Annotated in this window: 13 protein-coding genes and 1 pseudogene; 10 read left to right on the top strand and 4 right to left on the bottom strand. The window is 73.1% G+C overall.

Annotated features, from left to right (window positions below; all coding sequences use genetic code 11):
- Positions 1-291 precede the first annotated feature (291 nt).
- The 4 genes from ACFYOU_RS30780 (at position 292) to ACFYOU_RS30765 (ending at position 5,650) form a co-directional block, all read left to right on the top strand.
- Entirely contained in the window at positions 292-1,563 is a 1,272-nt protein-coding gene (locus ACFYOU_RS30780; RefSeq protein ID WP_391310262.1) for a collagen-like protein, read from the top strand.
- Between the two features lie 237 nt (positions 1,564-1,800).
- On the top strand, positions 1,801-1,992 hold the full coding sequence (locus ACFYOU_RS30775) for a hypothetical protein (protein WP_391310260.1): 192 nt from the start codon (positions 1,801-1,803) through the stop codon (positions 1,990-1,992).
- Positions 1,993-2,333: 341 nt separating this feature from the next.
- Positions 2,334-5,381, top strand: a complete 3,048-nt coding sequence (locus tag ACFYOU_RS30770; protein WP_391310258.1) for an AAA family ATPase — start codon at positions 2,334-2,336, stop codon at positions 5,379-5,381.
- A 71-nt stretch (positions 5,382-5,452) separates the two neighbouring features.
- Positions 5,453-5,650: a DUF6191 domain-containing protein gene (locus tag ACFYOU_RS30765; RefSeq protein WP_391310256.1), complete on the top strand. Its 198-nt coding sequence runs from the start codon at positions 5,453-5,455 to the stop codon at positions 5,648-5,650.
- Positions 5,651-5,660: 10 nt separating this feature from the next.
- Here the strand turns inward: ACFYOU_RS30765 and ACFYOU_RS30760 are convergent, their stop codons facing one another.
- The 4 genes and pseudogenes from ACFYOU_RS30760 to ACFYOU_RS30745 all read right to left on the bottom strand — a co-directional run bounded on the left by ACFYOU_RS30760 (position 5,661) and on the right by ACFYOU_RS30745 (position 10,212).
- Complete coding sequence (locus ACFYOU_RS30760; protein ID WP_391310254.1) at positions 5,661-6,821, bottom strand: PQQ-dependent sugar dehydrogenase; 1,161 nt, start codon at positions 6,819-6,821, stop codon at positions 5,661-5,663.
- Positions 6,822-7,035: 214 nt separating this feature from the next.
- Positions 7,036-8,697 carry a TlrC/CarA/OleB/SrmB family ABC-F type ribosomal protection protein gene (locus tag ACFYOU_RS30755; RefSeq protein ID WP_391310251.1) on the bottom strand — a complete coding sequence of 554 codons (1,662 nt, stop codon included), beginning with the start codon at positions 8,695-8,697 and terminating at the stop codon, positions 7,036-7,038.
- A gap of 200 nt (positions 8,698-8,897) precedes the next feature.
- Positions 8,898-9,087 (bottom strand): annotated as a pseudogene (locus ACFYOU_RS30750) (IS5/IS1182 family transposase); the annotation flags it as partial.
- Positions 9,088-9,195: 108 nt separating this feature from the next.
- Complete coding sequence (locus tag ACFYOU_RS30745) at positions 9,196-10,212, bottom strand: aldo/keto reductase (RefSeq protein ID WP_391310250.1); 1,017 nt, start codon at positions 10,210-10,212, stop codon at positions 9,196-9,198.
- Between the two features lie 129 nt (positions 10,213-10,341).
- Here ACFYOU_RS30745 and ACFYOU_RS30740 point away from each other — a divergent pair, with 129 nt between their 5' ends.
- The 6 genes from ACFYOU_RS30740 to serA all read left to right on the top strand — a co-directional run bounded on the left by ACFYOU_RS30740 (position 10,342) and on the right by serA (position 21,275).
- The gene (locus ACFYOU_RS30740; protein WP_391310248.1) at positions 10,342-11,292 is read left to right on the top strand and encodes an NAD(P)-dependent oxidoreductase; all 951 of its coding nucleotides are present in this window, start codon (positions 10,342-10,344) and stop codon (positions 11,290-11,292) included.
- A gap of 461 nt (positions 11,293-11,753) precedes the next feature.
- Positions 11,754-15,326 (top strand): EAL domain-containing protein, encoded by a 3,573-nt coding sequence (locus ACFYOU_RS30735; RefSeq protein ID WP_391310246.1) that lies wholly within the window; start codon positions 11,754-11,756, stop codon positions 15,324-15,326.
- A gap of 236 nt (positions 15,327-15,562) precedes the next feature.
- Entirely contained in the window at positions 15,563-17,437 is a 1,875-nt protein-coding gene (locus tag ACFYOU_RS30730) for an acetolactate synthase large subunit (protein ID WP_391310244.1), read from the top strand.
- A 40-nt stretch (positions 17,438-17,477) separates the two neighbouring features.
- A complete protein-coding gene (gene ilvN / locus ACFYOU_RS30725) occupies positions 17,478-18,002 on the top strand; it encodes an acetolactate synthase small subunit (protein WP_385491307.1) in 525 nt (174 codons plus the stop codon).
- A 244-nt stretch (positions 18,003-18,246) separates the two neighbouring features.
- Positions 18,247-19,245, top strand: a complete 999-nt coding sequence (ilvC, locus tag ACFYOU_RS30720; RefSeq protein WP_389772302.1) for a ketol-acid reductoisomerase — start codon at positions 18,247-18,249, stop codon at positions 19,243-19,245.
- Positions 19,246-19,670: 425 nt separating this feature from the next.
- Positions 19,671-21,275 (top strand): phosphoglycerate dehydrogenase, encoded by a 1,605-nt coding sequence (gene serA, locus ACFYOU_RS30715; protein WP_387008941.1) that lies wholly within the window; start codon positions 19,671-19,673, stop codon positions 21,273-21,275.
- Positions 21,276-21,289: the final 14 nt, after the last annotated feature.

The raw sequence follows: 21,289 nt of genomic DNA, 5'->3' as shown, positions 1-21,289 counted from the left end.
CCGGCCGGCCCCCTCCGTATCCGCAGCCCTTTCACTGCAATGCGTCTCCAATTGGGGGACATTTTCCGTCTGTCGCGAGCCGTGTGCGCAACCTGCCCGGACGTCTGTCGAAAATGACCCGATTCATCATCCCCTACGAACGTCGCACAATTGCGTCGTTAGGCCGAACGGCTGTCTCGTGCGGCGGCCGTGACCCGTCTCTTTGTTTTCTTCGTGAAAGGAATTCAGGTGAACCGTAGAACCATCGGTCGCAGCCGGGTGAGAACGATCACCCTGGTTTCGGCAGGTACCTTGGCCGCCGTTCTCAACGTCGTGCCGAGCACGGTGGCCATCGCCGACGCCGTCGAGCGCTCGGGCCCTCGGCACAGCCTGGGCCTGCCGGGGCCGAACGGTGCCGCGTCGGCGAGCGGGCAGGACCGCGCCGCCGATGGAGAGGACGCGCGCGGCCCCCAGGGCGGCGGCGGTGGTGGCGGTGGCGGTGGCCAGGGTCCGCAGGGTCCGCAGGGACCGCAGGGCGTGCCCGGCCCGCAGGGTCCGCAGGGGGTCAAGGGCACCAACGGCACCAATGGCACCAACGGTCCGCAGGGTGCCACGGGTGCTACCGGCCCCCAGGGGCCCAAGGGCACCAACGGGACCAACGGCGCTCAGGGTCCGCAGGGTGCCAACGGCTCTGCCGGCCCCCAGGGATCCCAGGGTGCCAACGGCACCAACGGTGCGCAGGGCGCCAACGGCGCCGTCGGGCCGCAGGGCCCGCAGGGAACGAACGGCACCAACGGCACGAACGGTCCGCAGGGCCCGCAGGGCGCCAACGGCACCAACGGTGCACAAGGTGCGCAGGGCGCCAACGGTGCCGCCGGACCGCAGGGCACCCAGGGCACTCAGGGTGCCAACGGAACCAACGGCACCAATGGAACGAACGGCACCAACGGAACCAACGGTGCGCAGGGCGCACAGGGCGCCCAGGGTGCCAACGGCGCTGACGGATCTCAGGGCCCGCAGGGCACCCAGGGCGCGAACGGCACCAATGGTGCGCAGGGTGCCAACGGGTCCCAGGGTCCGCAGGGCACCCAAGGCACCAACGGGACCAATGGTGCCCAGGGCCCCCAGGGCACCCAAGGCGCGAACGGGACCAACGGCACTCAGGGTCCGCAGGGCGCCAACGGGACTCAGGGGCCGCAGGGCACCAACGGGACCAACGGCACCCAGGGTCCCCAGGGCACCAACGGTACTCAGGGCCCCCAGGGAACTCAGGGAACCCAAGGCACGCAGGGCCCGCAGGGTCCGGCGACGCTGAACACCTATGTCATCAAGGGTCCCCAGGCCACCCCGCTGCTCATCGGCGTGGGCGTGACGTCCACGGCCAACTGCCTCCCCGGTGACGTGGCCACCGGCGGCGGCTTCGACACCTTCGGGCTGCTCGGCTCGGTCAACGTCATCGAGAACGCGCCGATCCCCAAGCCCGCGGGCACGCAGGGCGGGCCGGCCACCGGATGGCAGACCCAGGCGTCCTTCACGGTGCTCGGCGGCGGCTTCCAGTCCTACGTGATCTGCGTGAGCCCGTAGTCCGGACGCGGCCCGAGACGGTACGCGCCGGTGCGACAACACCGGCGCGTCCGCGGGGCCGATGGGCAGCGGACGGCGCGGTCGGCGCCCGCCTAAGGCACCCGGGAGCCGGTCGCTCCCCGTCTAAGGCACCCCCACCGGGCGAGATGCGGCATCCGCCCGATGCGCCGGCACCCCCCGGGCCAGGACAGTGGAGGCATCGCGGAAGCGACACCACGACCAGCCGAGGGGCACCAGATGTTCGCGTACGAACTGCACCGACTCCACATCGAAGACCTCCACCGCGAGGCCGACCACCAGCGCCTCGTCCGCGCGGCGCTGCGGTCCCGCCGAGAACGCCGCGCCGCCGCCGAGCAGCAACCCGCCGGCCGGCAGGGCCCCGTAGGGACCCGTGAGCAACGGCCCGAACGCTTCACCCGCGCCGCATGAACCCACCGGGCCCGACACCCGCCTGTACGAGGGACGAACGGGCCGGCACCACCCTCCCCGGGGGGGGGGGGGGGGCCCCCCCCCCCCCCCCCCCCCCGCCCCCCCCCCCCCCCCCCCCCCCCCCCCCCCCCCCCCCCCCCCCCCCCCCCCCCACCCCGCCCCCCCGGGCCCCCCCCCCCCCCCGGGGGGGGGCCCCGGGGGCCCCCCCCCCCCCCCCGGGGGGGGCGCCGCCCCCCGCCCCCCCGACGGTTCCGTCCCTGCCCGACCGGGCCCCGGGCCACCGGCCGCCGCCGAGCCGGAGCGCACGCATAACCGCTGGGGGAGCGTCACCGGCCTGTGCGATGCTCGGTGGCGTGGAGACCAGGTCAGTAAGCCCCGTGTTCATCGGCCGGACCGCGGAGCTCGGCGTGCTCCGCGAGGCGCTCACCCGCGCCACGGAGGGCGAACCCCAGGCGCTGCTCCTCGGTGGCGAGGCGGGCGTCGGCAAGACCCGCCTCATCGAGGAGTTCGCCCGCACCGCCCGCGCCCGGGACGTCGTCGTGGCCGTCGGCGGCTGCGTCGAGATCGGCGCCGAGGGACTGCCGTTCGCCCCCTTCTCCACCGCGCTGCGCGCCCTGCGCCTCCTGCTGCCCGGGGAACTCGCCGCCGCGGCCGCCGGACAGGAGGAAGAACTCGCCCGGCTCCTGCCCGAACTGGGCGAAGCCCCCGGGGGACTCCACGACGAGGAGGCGATGGCGCGCCTCTTCGAGCTGACCGCGCGCCTGCTGGAGCGGGTCGCCGCCGAGCGGACCGTCCTGATCGCCCTGGAGGACCTGCACTGGTCCGACGCCTCCACCCGCCACCTCCTCGCCTACCTCTTCCGCACCCTGCGCCGCGGGCGGATCGTCCTCCTCGCCAGCTACCGCGCCGACGACATCCACCGGCGCCACCCGCTGCGCCCCCTGCTCGCCGAACTCGACCGGCTGCGCACCATCCGCCGCATCGAACTGAATCGTTTCAGCCGTGATGAGGTCGGTGCCCAGATGGCCGGCATCCTCGCCGCGGAACCCGACCCCACCCTCGTCGACGAGATCTTCGACCGCTCCGACGGCAACCCCTTCTTCGTCGAGGAACTCGCCGTCGCCGCGGGCGAGGACTGCTGCCCACCGCTGTCCGACTCGCTGCGCGACCTCCTCCTCGTCCGGGTCGAACGGCTCCCCGACCACGCCCAACGGGTCGTCAGGACCGTCGCCGAGGGCGGCTCCAGCATCGGCCACGCCCTGCTCGCCGCCGTCGCCCGACTCGGCGAGGACGACCTCATCGAGGCACTGCGCGCCGCGGTCGGCGCCAGCATCCTCCAGCCCACGCCCGACGGCGACGGCTACCGCTTCCGGCACTCCCTGGTCCGCGAGGCGGTCAGCGACGACCTGCTGCCCGGCGAGCGCTCCCGCCTCAACCGGCGCTACGCCGAGGCCCTGGAAGCCGAACCGGCCCTGGTGCCCGCCGACGAGCGCGCCACCCGCCTCGCCAGCTACTGGTACCACGCGCACGACCCGGCCAAGGCCCTGCCCGCCGTGCTCGAAGCCTCCACCGAGGCCCGCCACCGCCACGCCTACGCCGAACAGCTGAGGCTGCTGGAACGGGCGATGGAACTGTGGGACGAGACGCCCGAGGAGGTCCGCGCCCTGCTGTGCGCGGGTGACAACGTCGGGTCGGCCCCGCGCTGTGACGTCACCCCCGGGACCACCCGCCTCACCTATCACGACGTACTGGCCGAGGCCACCGTCGCCGGACGGCTCTGCGGGGAGCGTGACCGTGCGCTGAAGATCACCAAGCGGGCCCTGCGGCTGCTCCAGGAAGAACCCGACGCCCTGCGCGCCGCCTGGTTCTGGGTGCAGCGGTCCATGCTCGTCCAGACCCTCGCCCGGGGCGACGGCTGGCAGGAACTCGCCACGGCCCAGGACCTGGTGAGCGGTCTGCCGCCGTCCCTGGTGCACGCCGAGGTCCTCGCCCGGGTCGCCAACTGGTTGATGCTCCACCAGCCGGGCCCGGACAGCCTCACCGCCGCCGAACGCGCCGTCGAGTACGCCCGCATGGTCGGCGCCCGGGACATCGAACTCAACGCCCGCCTCACCCTGGGCGGCCTCATGGTCGACGCGGGGGACGTGGAGGCCGGGCTCGCCGAGATGTACGAGGTCAAGGAGAGCGCGCAGGACCTGGGCCGGGGAGCGGTCGGCCGCGTCTACGTGAACCTGCCCTCCGCACTCGAAGGCGTCGGCCGCTCCCGGGAGGCGGTCGCCCTCCTCGACGAGGGCGCCGAACTGGCCCGCACCCTCGGCCTGCGCGACACGGAGGCGTGGATCTGGAGCAACCGCGCCGAGTCCCTGTACGCGCTCGGCCGCTGGGACGACTCCGCCTGCTCCATCGCCCGCACCCGGCACCCCGTCTACGGTTCCAAGCCCCGCGCCTCCGCGGCCGTCCACGCCGCGCACCTCGCGCTCGCCCGCGGGGACGACGCGGAGGCCACCCGTCAACTCGCGGAGGCCCGCCGCTGGTACGGCAGCTACGGCCCGATGCCCCAACACTCCCTCCCGATGGCCGCGGTCGCCCTGGAGGTCGCCGCGCACGAAGGCCGGGTCCTCGACGCCCGGGTGGAGCTCGACGCCGCGATCACCGGCGGGTTCCCGCCCGGCACCCAGCGCTACGGCTGGCCCCTGCTGCGGGCCGCCGCCACCGTCGAGGCCGACGCCCGTGGGCTGCCACCGGCCGGCCCGGGCCGGGCCGCGGCCCTCGCGCGCATCCGGTCCGCCGCCCGCACCCTCACCACCGGTGCCCCGGTCTGGCAGGCCCACGACCACTGGGTCCGTGCCGAGCTCCGTCGCGCCGAAGGGACCGACACCCCGGCCGACTGGCAGGAGGTCGTCACCGCTTTCGGCCCGCTGGAGCGCCCCTACGACCTGGCGCAGGTCCGCTTCCGGCTCGCCGAGGCCCTGCTCGGCGCGGAGGACGACCGCACCCGTGCCACGGAACTCCTCCGACAGACCGCCGCCCTCGCCCGCCACCTGGGGACCGTCCCGCTCGGCGAAGCGGTGGAGCGGCTGGCCCAGCGGGCCCGCCTGTCCCTCACCGGCCTGCCCGCCCCGGCCCCCGTCGACCCGTTGACCGCCTTCGGCCTGACCAGCCGGGAACGCGACGTCCTACGGCTGGTCGCCGCCGGGCGCAGCAACCGTCAGATCGCCGAGGAACTGTTCATCGCGCCGAAGACCGCGAGCGTGCACGTCTCCAACATCCTGGGCAAGCTCCAGGTCTCCGGCCGGGGCGAGGCGGCGGCCCTGGCCCACCGGCTGGGGGCCTTCCCGCCGGCGCCCCGTGCGGTCGGCGCGGGCAGCGAGCGGCCCGCCGCCCGGTGACGTTCCGCGCACCCCCGGACACGGGGCGGGCTCGACTACGCTGACGGGGAGAACCGGCCCGAGGAGGCACCGTGTTCAACGTGATCGACGCAGTCTTCGCCCCCGGACGCAGGCACACCGACGACGAGACCAAGCGCCTGGAACTCACCCGCGAGGACCAGAGCGACGGTGACCCGGGGCGGGGGCCGATAGACCTCGGCTCCGGCAAGGTCACCGTCCGGGTACCGCCACCGGCACCGTCGTCGCCGCCCGCCGAACCGTCGGACTGACGGCCGCGGGTCAGCTCACCCGCAGCTCCAGGACCCGGTCGTCGGCGCCCCCGGGCGACCCGCGGCCGTCCGTCTCGCTGGTCATCAGCCACAGCCGGTCGTCGCCCGCGGCCACCACCGTGCGCAGCCGCCCGTACTCGCCGCGCAGGAACGCCTGAGGCTCGGGCGCGCCGTCCACCCCGCTCACCGGGATGCGCCACAGCCGCTCCCCGCGCAGCCCCGCCATCCAGATCGAACCCTGGGCGTAGGCGATGCCGCTCGGCGAGGCGTCCGAGGTGGGCCACTGCGCCACCGGGTCGCGGAACCCGGCCCCGCCGCCCTTGCCCTCGACCTCGGGCCAGCCGTAGTTGCCGCCCGGGACGATCTCGTTGAGCTCGTCCCAGGTGTCCTGGCCGAACTCCGCGGCCCACAGCCGCTTCTCCTCGTCCCAGGCGAGCCCCTGGACGTTGCGGTGTCCGTACGAGTAGACGTACGAGTCCTCACCCAGGGGGTTGCCCGGTGCCGGCTCGCCCTCCGGGGTCATGCGCAGGATCTTCCCGGCCAGCGACCCCTTGTCCTGGGACAGTCCCGTCTGGCCGATCTCCCCCGTGCCGGCGTACAGCATCTTGTCGGGGCCGAAGGCGATCCGGCCGCCGTTGTGGTTGCTGCCCTTCGGAATCCCGCGCAGCACCGTGTCGGGTGCGCCGAGCTGCTGCCCGGTGGGCTTGTCCTCCTCGTACCGCAGCCGCGCGATGCGGTTGTCCGAGGCGGTGGTGAAGTAGGCGTAGACCATCCGGTCGGAGGCGAAGGAGGGCGAGAGCGCGAGCCCCATCAGCCCGCCCTCGCCGGCCGCCGCCACCCCGGGTACGGTGCCCAGCTCCACCCGCGCACCGGTCCGGCCGTCGATCCGGCTGATGGTGCCCTCGTCGCGGGAGGAGACCAGCAGGTCGCCGTCGGGCAGCGGGGCGAGGCCCCAGGGGGACTTGAGGTCCTCGGCCACCGTGCGCACCACCGCGGCGGTGCCCTTCGCCGGGGGAGCGTCGGCGTCGGCCCCGGACGCGGAGGCCGAGGGCGCCGTCGACGCGTCCGTCGTCCGGCTCCCGAGGGCGGGGAGGTCGGAGCCGTCCGAGGAACACCCGGTGAGCAGGAGCGCGGCGGTGGTGAACACGGCCGTCACGGCTGGACGTCGCACGATCTCGGTCCCTTCGTCGTGGTCAGTGGGCACGGCCGGGCGGTTCGGCACCGTCGACCGTCGGCGGGCCGGGTGCCCAGTCTCCCGTACACCGCCCGGCCCCGGAACGTTCCCGGTCCGCACGCCGGGTGTCGCCGGTCACCGACACCTCCACCCGGTGGGTCCCGTCCTCCCCACCCGGCGCCCGCACCGGGCCGCTCGCGGCCGCCTCGTGTCAGACGCCCACGACGGGTCGCCCACCGGCCAGTTCGAGGCGGCTCCCGGTGAACCGCTGCCGCATGAGCCGGTCGTGGGTGACCACCACCAGCGCGCCCTCGTACGAGGTGAGGGCCTGCTCCAGTTCCTCGACCAGGGCCGGGGAGAGGTGGTTCGTCGGCTCGTCCAGGAGCAGCAGGTCGACCGGCCGCGTGACCAGCCGGGCCAGCTCGATCCTGCGCCGCTGGCCGTACGACAGCTCGCCGATCCGCAGCCGCAGGTCGGCGGGCCGGAACAGGCCGAGGGAGAGCAGCAGGTCGCGCTGCTCCTCCCGGTCGCCGGGCCGGTCGTGGGCGAAGGCGTCGAGCACGCTCAGGTCCGACGGCCACGGCACCTGCTGCTGCCGCAGCATCCCCACCTTCCCGGACACCCGCACCGTGCCGCGCTGCGGCCGGACCTCGCCCGCGAGGACCCCGAGCAGAGTGGACTTGCCCGCCCCGTTCGGCCCGGTGACGAGCAGCCGCTCGCCCGGAGAGAGCGACAACTGCGGCAGGTCGAGCCGGTCGTCCAGATGGACGTCGATGAGCTCGGCGGCGGGCCGGACCGTGCCGCCGGCGGCCTCGCCGTTGCTCGTGCCGGTGGGCACCGATGCGGCGAACACCAGGGGATCGGGCGGTAGTCGGACCGGTGCGGCGGTCAGCCGGGCGACCCGCTCCTTCGCGTTCCGGATCCGGACCGTCGCCCCGTGGCTGCGGTCGCGGGAGCGGAACGCGCCGTGCCCGAACTTCGCCATCGGCACCTTGCGCGGGATCGCCCCGAGCCGCGCCGCGTTCGACTCGGCCAGATGACGGCTGCGCACGAGCTCGTCGCGCCAGTGCCGGTACTCCTGGAGACGGCGGCTGCGCTCGGCGGCCTTCGCCGTGCGGTAGCCGGCGTAGCCGTCGCCGTAGCGAGTGATCTTTCCCTCCGCGACCTCCAGGATCGTGCTGGTCAGGTTGGCCAGGAAGGCGCGGTCGTGGGTGACCGCGACCACCGTGCCGCGGTGCTCGCGCAGGTGCGCTTCGAGCCAGCCGACGGCTTGGTCGTCCAGGTCGTTGGTCGGTTCGTCGAGCAGCAGCAGCTCCGGTCGGGCCGCGAGCGTCGCGGCGAGCGCGAGCCGGGACCGCTCACCGCCGGAGAGCGAGCCGAGCAGGCGGTCGCGCGCCAGTCCGGGCAGGCCGAGCCCGTGCAGGGCGATGTCGACGCGGTCCTCGGCCCGGTAGCCGTCGCGCGCCTCGTACAGGGCGAGGTGCCGCTCGTAGGCCGTGAGAGCGGATGCGAGAGCGGGACCCTCGTCGGCCGTCTCCAGCTGTTCTTCGTCGCAGCGCAGTTGGGCTTCCAGGGCCCGCAGTTCGGTCAGTGCCAGGTCGACCGCGTCCTGGACGGTGGCGTCGGCGGGCAGGTCGAGCGCCTGCGCGAGATAACCGACGCCGCCGGGCGCGCTGACGGTGACCTCACCGCTGTCGGGCCGTTCACTGCCGGTCAGCAGCTTCAGCAGCGTGGACTTCCCCGAGCCGTTGTCCCCGATCACGCCGACCTTCTCGCCGGGCCGGACGGAGAGGTGGACGTGGTCGAGGACGAGCTTCTCGTCGTAGCGCTTGGTGAGGTCGTGCACGGCCAGTTGGGCGGTATGGGTGCGCAAGAGCGGCCCCCCTTCGGTGGTGACGGACAGGTGGCGGTGCGCCCACCGCGGAGCGAGGCTCTACGCGGTGGCGCGTGCTGTCGTCACAGGGTTCCCATGGGCAAGAAGGTACGGGGCGATGGCCTCCGTGTCAAGACGGTGCGTATCGTCTCGCAGGAGGAGCGGGCAGACGCAAGGCCGCCCGACGGCTCCCGCCCCTTCCGGATGCCGCGCCGCCGCAGGTGGAGGCGGATCGCCCGGGACGAGTGGGCCTGGTCGGCCAGGACCACGTCCGGCGTGGCTCCGGGGCGCCCCTGGCCGGGCCGTGACCCGGGTGAACGCCGGTGCGTCACCGGCCTGCCCGGGCGCGAACCCGAACGCCGGCGGGCGGCAGCGGGCGCCTGCGGCGAGCGGTGAAGACCTTCAACGGCTCCCTCGGTACGGGCACACCGGGCATCGGTCAACGACGCACGTCAACCAACGATCCGACGATCGGATCGACACGGAGCGACCCACGTCCTAGTCCCACGGCTCCCAGGACTCCCGGACCGGCGGCAGCCCCGCGATCTCCGCCCGGTCCGCATCGGTCAGCCGCAGCCCCGCCGCCCCCGCGTTCTCCACCACCCAGCGGGCCCGCTTGGCGCCCGGGACCGCGACCACGTGCCGGCCCCGTTCCAGCACCCACGCCAGCGCGACCTGCGCCGGGGTCACCCCGGCCGCGGAGCCGCCGTGCCGCCGGGCCACCCGGCGCAAACCCGCCACGATCGCCTGGTTCGCGGCCATCACCTCCGCGGTGAAACGGGGGTGCCGGGCCCGTACGTCGTCCGGTTCGAAGCCCTGACCGGGGGTCAGCGTGCCGGTGAGGTAGCCGCTGCCCAACGGCATCGCGGCCAGGAAGCCGACCCCCCGCGCCTCGCACCAGGGCAGCAGCACCTCGACGGCCTCCGGCGACCACACCGACAGCTCCGCCTCGACCGCGGCGACCGGGAACACCTGTTGCAGCCGCTCCAACTGGCGCACCGTCACCGCGTGCGGCCGCTCCCCGGACCGGCGGGAGGCGCGCACGCCCAGCGCACACACACCGAGGGCGCGCACCTTGCCCGCGCCCACCAACTCGGACATCGCCCCCCAGGTCTCCTCGACCGGCACCTCCGGATCGGGGCGGTGCAACTGGTACAGATCGATCACATCGGTCTGGAGTCGACGTAGCGAAGCGTCACAGGCCCGCTTCACATAGCTGGGGCGACCGTTGGCCACGATGTGCTGGTCGCCCACCAGCAGGCCGCACTTGGTGGTGACGAACGCCTCGGCCCGACGCTGTCTGAGGACCCGTCCGATCAGCAGCTCATTGGTGAAGGGGCCGTACATGTCGGCGGTGTCGAGGAGCGAACAGCCCAGGTCCAGGGCCGTGTGCAGGGTGCGCACGGACTCCTCGCCGCGCCGCCGGGAGGCGGAGTACGCCCAGCTCATCGGCATGCAGCCGAGCCCCACCGCACCCACCCGCAGTCCCGTCGCGCCGATCGTCCTGCGCTCCACCTCGCCGTACCCTCCCACTGCTGTTCGAGCGGCCCCCAAACTAACCGCTGCGCACCGGACCTCCTCGCCGCAGGGGCCGCCCACCGGCCGTCGCGGACCGGCCCGGGAGCGCCCACTAGCCTCGGAACCATGACAGGTGACGTGTGGCTGCCCGTGCCCCCGGACGAGATCGAGGGCCTTCCCGACGCCCTCTCCTACTACTTCTACGACGGCGGCGAGGACGGCGGGCAGGCGTACCCCGCCGACCCCGCGGACTGCGCGTTCTTCACGGTGCCCTATCTGAAGCAGCCGTCCGTGAAGGTGGGCGCACTGCCCCTGATGCACCGTCTGGAGGTCATCCAGACGCTCACCGCGGGAGTCGACGACGTCCTGCCGGCGCTGCCCTCCGTGCGCTCCGGCGTGCACCTGTGCAATGCGCGCGGGGTGCACGACGCCAGCACCGCGGAGTTGACCCTCGCACTGATCCTCGCATCCCTGCGCGGCGTCCCGGACTTCGTGCGCGACCAGGACCGCGGCCGGTGGCGCTCCGGCTTCCGCCCCGCGCTCGCCGACCGCTCGGTGCTCATCGTCGGCTACGGGTCGATCGGCGCGGCGATCGAGGAGCGGCTGCTGCCCTTCGAGGTCGCGGCCGTCACCCGGGTCGCCCGCTCCGCACGGATCGCCGCCCGCGGTCCGGTGCACGCCCTGGACGCAACCCCCGCCCTGCTCCCGCACGCCGACGTCGTGGTCCTCGCCACCCCGCTCACCGATGAGACCCGGCACCTGGCCGATGCCGCGTTCCTGGCCCGGATGAAGGACGGCGCGCTCCTGGTGAACGTCGCCCGGGGCGCCGTCGTCGACACCGGGGCGCTGCTCGCGGAGCTGACCCGGGGCCGCCTCACCGCCGCGCTCGACGTCACCGACCCCGAGCCGCTGCCCGAGGACCACCCCCTCTGGCACGCACCGGGGGTGCTGATCAGCCCCCATGTGGGCGGGCCCTCCAGCGCGTACCTGCCGCGGGCCCGGCGGCTGCTGGTCGCACAGTTGACCCGGTACGCGGCGGGGGAGCCGCTGCTGAACCCGGTGCTCGTCACCGGGTGAGCCGCACGGAGCGGCCACCGGTCGAGGTCCGCACGGCGTGCGCGGAGCGACCGCGGCGCACCGAGGTGCGTCGAGCGCCCCCCGGGGTGCCGCGCACCGCCGGGCCACGCCGTGCACGACCCGCGGAACGTCCCCCGGCGCGCCACCCGGCGGTCGGGGACCTCCCGCCTTCCCCCAAATGCTCCGTGTGTCGGAAACGCCGCCGACCGTCACGGAGAGTAGAGCAACTATGTCCCTGAGTGACGAGTCTGGTGTATCGTCGGCATCAAGGGGCTGCGCCGCACGCTGTTCGGCGCGGGGGACGAGACAGTGAAAACGCAAGGGGGGCGATCGTTGATGCACGGCCTATGGAACGACCATCCGACACGCAGAGGAATCCGACGGCGATCCGCGCGCGCACTCGTACGCCGCGGACCGGGCGGTGAGAGCAGCCGCCGCGAAGACACCCGCCCGCGCCACCGATGTCAGCGAGGGCAGCGCAACCGTGCCCGCTCCCAGCCGGGGAGCGAGCGGTGAGCGCCCGGGGCGCCGCCCTTTCCGTCCGGCCCCGTACGGGCGGCGGGACCGGCCTGGTGACCCAGATCCTCCTCGCCTTCGTCTGCGGGGGCTACGCGACCGGGGCGGCCCTGGACTGGGGATCGCCCGAAGTGGCCCTCGTCATGGGTGACTTCGGGCTGAGCGCCGCCGCGGCGACCGCCGCCGTGTCCTGCCTGCTCTACGCCCGCACCCGACACAGCCGCTCACGGGTGGCCTGGTACCTCTTCGCCCTCTCCTCGGCGATGGCGGCCCTGGGCAACGGCGTCTGGGGCTGGTACGAGGTCGTGCTGCGGGAGCCGGTGCCCAGCCCCAGCTTCGCCGACCTGTTCTTCCTGTGCTTCGCCCCACCCGCCATCGTGGGCCTGCTCCTCCTCGCCAAACGACCCGTGACCAGGGCCGGCTGGATCTGCCTCGCCCTCGACACCTGGCTCATCGGCGGGTCCCTGCTCACCCTCTCCTGGAGCCTGGCGCTCGCCCACACGGCACGCTTCGACGGCCAGAGCGTCGCCCACGCGGCGCTGTCCCTGGCGTACCCGCTGCTGGACATCGCCCTGGTCAGCATCGTCCTGGCGCTCCACTACCGCCGCACGGCCGTCAACCGCTCCGCGGTGAACACCGCGATCGGTGCGCTCGCCGTCACCGTGATGTGCGACGCCCTCTTCAGTTCGCCGATCCTGCACGCCAGCTACCGCTCCGGGCAACTCCTCGACGCGGGCTGGTTCGCGGGCTCCCTGCTGCTCGCCTACGCGCCCTGGGCCTCGCTCCCGGACGCGACCGGACGGCCCCCCGACCAGGAACCCGTGCCCGACGAACGCCCCCTGGTCCTGCCGTCCTTCCCCGTGTCGGTGCTCCCGGTATCGGGCCCGCCATCCCGTGGGGACACGGTGCTGCGGTCCTTCCCGGCGCTCCGCCTGCCGCACCAGCGCGCCGCCACCGACAGCGGCGGCGACGACAGTCCGGCGCCGCGCCCGCCGAGCGGCGTCCCGTTCGGCGTCCCGCCCGGCGGGATCCCGTCCGGCACCAAACGCCCGCACGAAGGCGCCCCGTACCGCGGCCGTCCGCACGGCGCCCACGGCCATGAGGGCCACACCCACCAGCGGCGCCACGAGGACCACGGGCACCAGGGCCACGGCCACGCCCCGACGAGCCGCAGTGCACGGTGGGGGCAGCCGCTCCGGTCGGTTCCGGCGCCCGACCGCGGGTGGCCGGAGACCGGAACCGACCCCGGTGCCTACGGGCCCGCCCGGCACCCGGCCCAGCCGTCCCAGCCGTCTCAGTCGCCGTGCCCGCACGAGGGCGCACCCCGGACCGCCCCGCGGCCGCTCGCCGGCTCGCTCGCCGCGCTCGCGCCCTACCTGGCGGCCACGGTCTGCACCCTGGGCATCCTCTACAACGTGCTCAACGACCGCAGCATCGACCGCGTGGTCCTGGTCACCGCCTGCACGGTCGTCCTCGCCCTGGTCGTCCGGCAGGGCATCGTACTGATGGACAACACCACCCTCACCCAGGAACTCGCCCAGAAGGAGAACCACTTCCGCTCCCTGGTGCAGGGCTCCAGCGACGTCATCATGATCGCCGCGCCCAGCGGGGTGCTGCGGTACGTCAGTCCCGCCGCCGCCGGGGTCTACGGCCGTGACGCGGAGGACCTGATGGGCAGCGAACTCGCCGCGCTGATCCATCCGGACGACCTCGGGGCGGTCGTCCACGAGGTGCGCAGGTTCCTCGCCGCCAGCGCGGACGACGAGCCCACGACCCGCATCGAGTGCCGCTTCCGCTCCGGCAGCGGCCAGTGGCTGCACGTGGAGTCCACCGTCAACCGCCACCACGGCGGGCTGCTCTTCAACAGCCGTGACGTCACCGAACGCGTCCGACTCCAGGCCCAGTTGCAGCACAGCGCCGAGCACGACCCGCTCACCGGTCTGCCCAACCGGGCCCTGTTCACCCGCCGGGTCGCCCGCGGCCTCGGCGGACGCCGCTCCGCCGACCGCGATCCGGGCACCGCCGTGCTCTTCATCGACCTCGACGGCTTCAAGGCGGTCAACGACACCATCGGGCACCAGGCGGGCGACGAACTCCTCGTCCAGGCCGCCCGCCGACTCCAGGAGGCGGTACGGCAGAGCGACACCGCCGCCCGCCTCGGGGGCGACGAGTTCGCCGCCCTCGTCCTCGGCGACGGCACCACCGACCGGGCCGCCCGCGAACGCCACATCCTCGACCTCGCCGACCGGCTGCGGGCCCGACTGTCCGAGCCCTACCCGATCGACGGCAACGACGTCCGGGTCGCCGCGTCCATCGGCGTGGCCTTCGCGGAACCGGGCGTCGGCGAGAGCGAACTGCTGCGCAACGCCGACCTCGCGATGTACCGGGCCAAGGCCGCCGGCAAGGGCCGTGTCGAGCTCTACGCCCCACAGATGCAGGCCGACGTGGTGCGCCGCGCCGAACTCGCCGGACGCCTCAGGGCCGCCCTGGACGACGGCGAGTTCGCCCTGCTGCACCAGCCCGTGGTGCACCTGACCACCGGGGTGATCGGCGCCGTCGGCGCGCAGGCCCGTTGGAGATCCGCCGAGGACGGCCTCTTCACCCCCGCCGAGTTCCCGTGGGCGCCCGACGACACCGACCGCGCCGCGGAGCTCGGGCGCTGGACGCTGGAGGAAGCCCTCGCCCGGGCCGCCGACCGGGCCGACGCGGGCCACCCCACGACCGTCGTCGTCCGGGTCGGCGCCCGCCACCTGGTCGAGCGGTCCCGACCGCTGTCCACCGTCGAGGCCCTGCTGGCCCGGCACGGGCTCGCCGCCGGGAGCCTGGTGATCGAGCTGGCCGACAGCGACCCGACGGTGCCCTTCGACGAACTGGAACGCCGCCTCACGGCCCTGCGCAGACTCGGGGTGCGGATCGGCCTCGACGGTTTCGGCAACGGGCACGGAGCCCTCACGGCTCTGCGACGGCTCCCGCTGGACATCCTCCGACTGGACCGGAGCCTGGTGGAGGGCGTCGTCGAGTCCGGACGGCTCCACAAGATCACCAGCGGTCTGCTGCGCATCGCCACCGACCTCGGCCTGGAGTCCGTCGCGGACGGGGTGGACCTACCGGAACAGGTCACCGCGCTGCGGGCGATGGGCTGCACCTACGGTCAGGGCGCCGCCTTCTCCGCCGCACTGGACGAGTACCGGCTGCGGCGCGCCCTGAGCACCGGCCGCTACCCGGTCCCCCAGGAGGCGCCCGCCGGCGCCCCCCACGAGGACGCCCGGGACACCGGGGGAGAGGGCTGGGACGGTCGCGGCGCCGTCACCGCGTCCGTCCTCGCGGGCGGCGGGGCCCCCGCTCGGCCCGCCCGCGAGCCGAGCGGCACCGGCCCGGCCGCGGCCCGTGAGGCCCGACCGTCGGCAGGCGGATACGGCCAGCTCAGCCCGGGTGCGTACCCGGCGTTGCCGCCGCCCGCGCACCGTCGCGGGCTCTCCGCCCGCTCACATAATGAGACCCACGTCCCACCCACTTGACAGGGGTTGAGTGCGGGGGAGAGGGTCTGAGCCATGCGCACCCGAATTCTCGTACTTGGACAGCGCGTCGGCTGAAGCAGGGTCCTTCACGGCACCCAGCGAACGCACCGGCGCGCTCCCCTCGCTTGCCTCACGGCACGAGGGGTTTTTTGTTGCACCGGCACCGCGCCGGTCGCCAGACCAGACCGCAGCACTCCGTACAACTCTCGCAAATCCCCCTCAGCATCGAGAAGAGAATGCCGATGACCGAGCAGGCCACCGGGGCCCATCCGCAGCCGCGGCCCCGTTCCGGAGGACAGTCCGTCACCGTCGAGCACGTCACGGGCGCGCAGTCCCTCATCCGCTCCCTTGAGGAGGTCGGGGCCGAGACGGTGTTCGGCATTCCGGGCGGCGCGATCCTGCCGGCCTACGACCCGATGATGGACTCCACCCGGGTGCGACACGTCCTGGTCCGGCACGAGCAGGGAGCCGGTCACGCGGCCACCGGGTACGCCCAGGCCACCGGCAAGGTCGGGGTCTGCATGGCCACCTCGGGGCCGGGCGCCACCAACCTGGTCACGCCCATCGCCGACGCGCACATGGACTCCGTCCCGCTCGTCGCGATCACCGGCCAGGTCGCCTCCGCCGCCATCGGCACGGACGCCTTCCAGGAGGCGGACATCGTCGGCATCACCATGCCGATCACCAAGCACAACTTCCTGGTGACCAAGGCCGAGGACATCCCGCGGACGATCGCCGAGGCGTTCCACATCGCCGCCACCGGCCGCCCGGGCCCGGTCCTGGTCGACATCGCCAAGGACGCCCTCCAGGCCCGCACCACCTTCAGCTGGCCCCCCGCCCAGGACCTGCCCGGCTACCGTCCGGTCACCAAGCCGCACGCCAAGCAGATCCGCGAGGCCGCCAAGCTGATCACCCAGGCCAAGCGGCCCGTGCTGTACGTCGGCGGCGGGGTCATCAAGGCCGGTGCCACCACCGAGCTGAAGGTCCTGGCGGAACTGACCGGCGCGCCGGTCACCACCACGCTGATGGCGCTCGGTTCCTTCCCCGACAGCCATCCGCAGCACCTCGGCATGCCCGGCATGCACGGCTCGGTCGCCGCCGTCACCGCGCTCCAGAAGGCCGATCTGATCATCGCCCTCGGCGCCCGCTTCGACGACCGCGTCACCGGCAAGCTGGACAGCTTCGCCCCCTACGCCAAGATCGTCCACGCGGACATCGACCCCGCCGAGATCGGCAAGAACCGCGCCGCGGACGTGCCCATCGTCGGTGACGCCCGCGAGGTCATCGCCGATCTGGTCCAGGCCGTCCAGAAGGAGCACAGCGACGGCCACACCGGCGACTACGCCGACTGGTGGACCGACCTCGACCGCTGGCGCGACACCTACCCGCTCGGCTACGACCAGCCCGCCGACGGCTCGCTCTCGCCGCAGCAGGTGATCGAGCGGATCGGTCAACTGGCCCCCGAGGGAACCATCTTCACCGCGGGCGTCGGCCAGCACCAGATGTGGGCCGCCCACTTCATCCGCTACGAGCAGCCCGCCACCTGGCTCAACTCCGGCGGCGCCGGGACCATGGGCTACGCGGTGCCCGCGGCGATGGGCGCCAAGGCCGGTCAGCCGGAGCGCACGGTCTGGGCGGTCGACGGCGACGGCTGCTTCCAGATGACCAACCAGGAACTGACCACCTGCGCCCTCAACAACATCCCCATCAAGGTCGCCATCATCAACAACGGCGCCCTCGGGATGGTCCGCCAGTGGCAGACCCTGTTCTACAACCAGCGCTACTCCAACACCGTCCTGCACAGCGGTCCCGGCGAGGCGACCGGTGACGGCCAGCCCGTCCCCGGCAAGCCCGCCGGCGGCACCCGCGTCCCGGACTTCGTGAAGCTGGCGGAGGCCATGGGCTGCGTGGCCCTGCGCTGCGAGTCGCCCGACGAACTCGACAAGGTCATCGCCGAGGCCAACGCCATCAACGACCGTCCCGTGGTCGTCGACTTCATCGTCCACGAGGACGCCATGGTGTGGCCGATGGTCGCCGCCGGGACCTCCAACGACACCATCATGGCCGCTCGTGACGTCCGCCCCGACTTCGGCGACAACGAGGACGACTGAGGCCCGGAAGACGATCGAGGCAGGGAAGAAAATGACCGTCATGTCCAAGCACACGCTCTCGGTCCTGGTCGAGAACACCCCCGGCATCCTGGCCAGGATCGCCGCACTGTTCTCCCGCCGCGGCTTCAACATCGACTCGCTCGCCGTCGGCGTCACCGAGCACCCCGACATCTCCCGCATCACCATCGTGGTGAACGTCGAGGACCTCCCCCTCGAACAGGTCACCAAGCAGCTCAACAAGCTCGTCAACGTCCTGAAGATCGTGGAGCTGGAGCCCGGTTCGGCGATCCAGCGCGAACTCGTTCTGGTGAAGGTCCGCGCCGACAACGAGACGCGCTCCCAGATCGTCGAGATCGTCCAGCTGTTCCGCGCCAAGACCGTCGACGTCTCGCCCGAGGCCGTCACCATCGAGGCCACCGGCTCCAGCGACAAGCTGTCGGCGATGCTCAAGATGCTGGAGCCGTTCGGCATCAAGGAACTCGTCCAGTCGGGCACCATCGCCATCGGCCGGGGCGCCCGTTCCATCACGGACCGCTCGCTGCGGGCCCTGGACCGCTCCGCCTGACCCGGCGGCGGCGGGACCCACCCGGTCCCGCCGCCCCACCCAAGCCCTCGTGTGCGCGGGACCCTCCGCGCGCGTGGGGCGGTACGACCAGCGCACCGGCGCCCTCCCGCACGACGTGGGGGCCCGCGCGCGTACCACCCCACGCGCGCGCCCGCATCGCGAGACCCCGCACCGTCCCCGTCCCCGCCCGCCGTACGGTGGGACGCACAACCAGCGACACCGGTAGAAACCAAGGAGAAACCCAGTGGCCGAGCTGTTCTACGACGCCGACGCCGACCTGTCCATCATCCAGGGGCGCAAGGTCGCCGTCATCGGATACGGCAGCCAGGGCCACGCCCACGCGCTGTCGCTGCGTGACTCCGGCGTCGACGTCCGGGTCGGTCTGCACGAGGGCTCGAAGTCCAAGGCCAAGGCCGAGGAGCAGGGTCTGCGTGTGGTCACCCCCGCCGTGGCGTCCGCCGAGGCCGACGTGATCATGATCCTCGTGCCGGACCCGCTCCAGGGCAAGGTCTACGAGGAGTCCATCAAGGACAACCTGAAGGACGGCGACGCCCTGTTCTTCGGACACGGCTTCAACATCCGCTTCGGCTTCATCAAGCCCCCGGCCGGCGTCGACGTGTGCATGGTCGCCCCCAAGGGCCCGGGCCACCTCGTGCGCCGCCAGTACGAGGAGGGGCGCGGCGTGCCCTGCATCGCCGCCGTCGAGCAGGACGCCTCCGGCAAGGCCTTCGCGCTCGCCCTGTCCTACGCCAAGGCGATCGGCGGCACCCGCGCCGGCGTCATCAAGACCACCTTCACCGAGGAGACCGAGACCGACCTGTTCGGTGAGCAGGCCGTCCTGTGTGGTGGCGCCTCGGCGCTGGTCAAGGCCGGGTTCGAGACCCTGGTCGAGGCCGGCTACCAGCCGGAGATCGCCTACTTCGAGTGCCTGCACGAGCTGAAGCTCATCGTCGACCTCATGTACGAGGGCGGCCTGGAGAAGATGCGCTGGTCGATCTCCGAGACCGCCGAGTGGGGCGACTACGTCACCGGCCCGCGGATCATCACCGACGCCACCAAGGTCGAGATGAAGAAGGTCCTCGGCGAGATCCAGGACGGCACCTTCGCCACCAACTGGATGAAGGAGTACGAGGCCGGGCTGCCGAAGTACAACGAGTACAAGAAGGCGGACGAGGGGCACCTCCTGGAGACCACCGGCAAGGAGCTGCGCAAGCTCATGAGCTGGGTGGACGAGGAGGCGTAAGCCTCCGGGGCGCGCGCCTGCCCGTGCGCCCCGCGCCGGGGCACCGGCACTCCCGTGCGCTGCCGTGCGCCTGTGCGCCGCACCGCGCCCGCACGGGGCGCCCCGGCACGGAACCGTCGGGGGCGCGCCACGTCCCATCAGGCCGGGAGGGGCCGGATCACACGATCCGGCCCCTCCGGTCGTTGACGTCTCCCGCTGTTCGTCCTCGTCCGTCCGTGCGGATCGGGTGCGTTGTTTGTCCAGTCCGGCCAGCCACGGATGGGTGATCCTTCCGGTGCGGCGGAATTCGTCCCCCGTCACGCCACTACACTGCACAGCACATACGCGTCAGGCCCACAGCGTCGTGCGTCTTCCACGCGGCAAGCCAACCTCCACCGCCTGCGGCCGTCGGGACGGCCGTCCGCAATGGACTTGTGAGGACTCACGTGAGCACTGCTGCCAACGGCAAACCGGTCGTACTCATCGCTGAAGAGCTGTCGCCCGCGACTGTCGACGCACTCGGGCCCGACTTCGAGATCCGCCACTGCAACGGGGCGGACCGCGCCGCGCTGCTGCCCGCCATCGCGGACGTCGACGCCATCCTGGTCCGCTCGGCCACCAAGGTCGACGCCGAGGCCATCGCCGCCGCCCCCAAGCTGAAGGTCGTCGCCCGCGCGGGCGTCGGTCTCGACAACGTGGACGTGTCCGCCGCCACCAAGGCCGGCGTGATGGTCGTCAACGCCCCGACCTCCAACATCGTCACCGCCGCCGAACTGGCCTGCGGTCTGCTGGTGGCCACCGCGCGCAACATCCCGCAGGCCAACTCCGCCCTGAAGAACGGCGAGTGGAAGCGGTCGAAGTACACCGGCGTGGAACTCGCCGAGAAGACCCTCGGCGTGGTGGGACTCGGCCGCATCGGTGCGCTCGTCGCCCAGCGGATGTCCGCCTTCGGCATGAAGGTCGTCGCCTACGACCCCTACGTGCAGCCCGCGCGCGCCGCGCAGATGGGCGTGAAGGTCCTGTCGCTGGACGAGCTCCTCGAAGTCTCGGACTTCATCACCGTCCACCTGCCGAAGACCCCCGAGACCCTGGGTCTCATCGGCGACGAGGCGCTGCACAAGGTCAAGCCGACCGTGCGGATCGTCAACGCCGCGCGCGGCGGGATCGTCGACGAGGAGGCGCTGTACTCGGCGCTGAAGGAGGGGCGCGTCGCGGGCGCCGGGCTCGACGTGTACGCGAAGGAGCCCTGCACCGACTCGCCGCTGTTCCAGTTCGACCAGGTCGTCTGCACCCCGCACCTCGGCGCCTCGACCGACGAGGCGCAGGAGAAGGCGGGCATCGCCGTCGCGCGCTCCGTGCGGCTGGCGCTCGCCGGCGAACTGGTGCCGGACGCGGTGAACGTCCAGGGCGGCGTCATCGCCCAGGACGTCAAGCCGGGGCTGCCGCTCGCCGAGCGGCTGGGCCGGATCTTCACCGCGCTCGCCGGTGAGGTCGCGGTCCGGCTCGACGTCGAGGTGTACGGCGAGATCACCCAGCACGACGTGAAGGTGCTCGAACTGAGCGCGCTGAAGGGCGTCTTCGAGGACGTCGTGGACGAGACGGTGTCCTACGTCAACGCTCCGCTGTTCGCCCAGGAGCGCGGGGTGGAGGTCCGACTGACGACCTCCAGCGAGTCGCCCGACCACCGCAACGTGGTCACCGTGCGCGGCACCCTCGGCGACGGCCAGGAGGTGTCCGTCTCCGGCACCCTGGCCGGTCCCAAGCACCACCAGAAGATCGTGGCGATCGGTGAGCACGACATCGACCTCGCCCTCGCCGACCACATGGTCGTCCTGAAGTACGCGGACCGCCCCGGGGTCGTCGGCACGGTCGGCCGGGTCCTCGGTGAGGCGGGCGTCAACATCGCGGGCATGCAGGTCTCCCGCTCGGTGGCCGGTGGCGAGGCCCTCGCGGTCCTCACCGTCGACGACACCGTGCCGGCGACGGTGCTGGCCGAGCTGGGTGACGAGATCGGTGCGGTGTCCGCCCGTTCGGTGGACCTGACCCACTGAGGTCAGGCCCGCCG

Origin of the sequence: Streptomyces sp. NPDC005955 (assembly GCF_042871255.1) — a bacterium.
In the GTDB taxonomy this organism is placed as follows: Bacteria; Actinomycetota; Actinomycetes; order Streptomycetales; family Streptomycetaceae; genus Streptomyces.
The sequence above is the reverse complement of the archived record's forward strand: the minus strand, read 5'-3'. Positions and strand labels throughout refer to the sequence as shown.

What these genes read in the sequence shown, in the direction of transcription:
- ACFYOU_RS30775 (WP_391310260.1), top strand. Translation starts at nt 1,801, where the DNA reads ATGTTCGCGTACGAACTGCACCGACTCCACATCGAAGACCTCCACCGC.
- ACFYOU_RS30770 (WP_391310258.1), top strand. Translation starts at nt 2,334, where the DNA reads ATGCTCGGTGGCGTGGAGACCAGGTCAGTAAGCCCCGTGTTCATCGGC.
- ACFYOU_RS30740 (WP_391310248.1), top strand. Translation starts at nt 10,342, where the DNA reads ATGACAGGTGACGTGTGGCTGCCCGTGCCCCCGGACGAGATCGAGGGC.
- ACFYOU_RS30735 (WP_391310246.1), top strand. Translation starts at nt 11,754, where the DNA reads ATGTCAGCGAGGGCAGCGCAACCGTGCCCGCTCCCAGCCGGGGAGCGA.
- ACFYOU_RS30730 (WP_391310244.1), top strand. Translation starts at nt 15,563, where the DNA reads ATGCCGATGACCGAGCAGGCCACCGGGGCCCATCCGCAGCCGCGGCCC.
- ilvN (WP_385491307.1), top strand. Translation starts at nt 17,478, where the DNA reads ATGTCCAAGCACACGCTCTCGGTCCTGGTCGAGAACACCCCCGGCATC.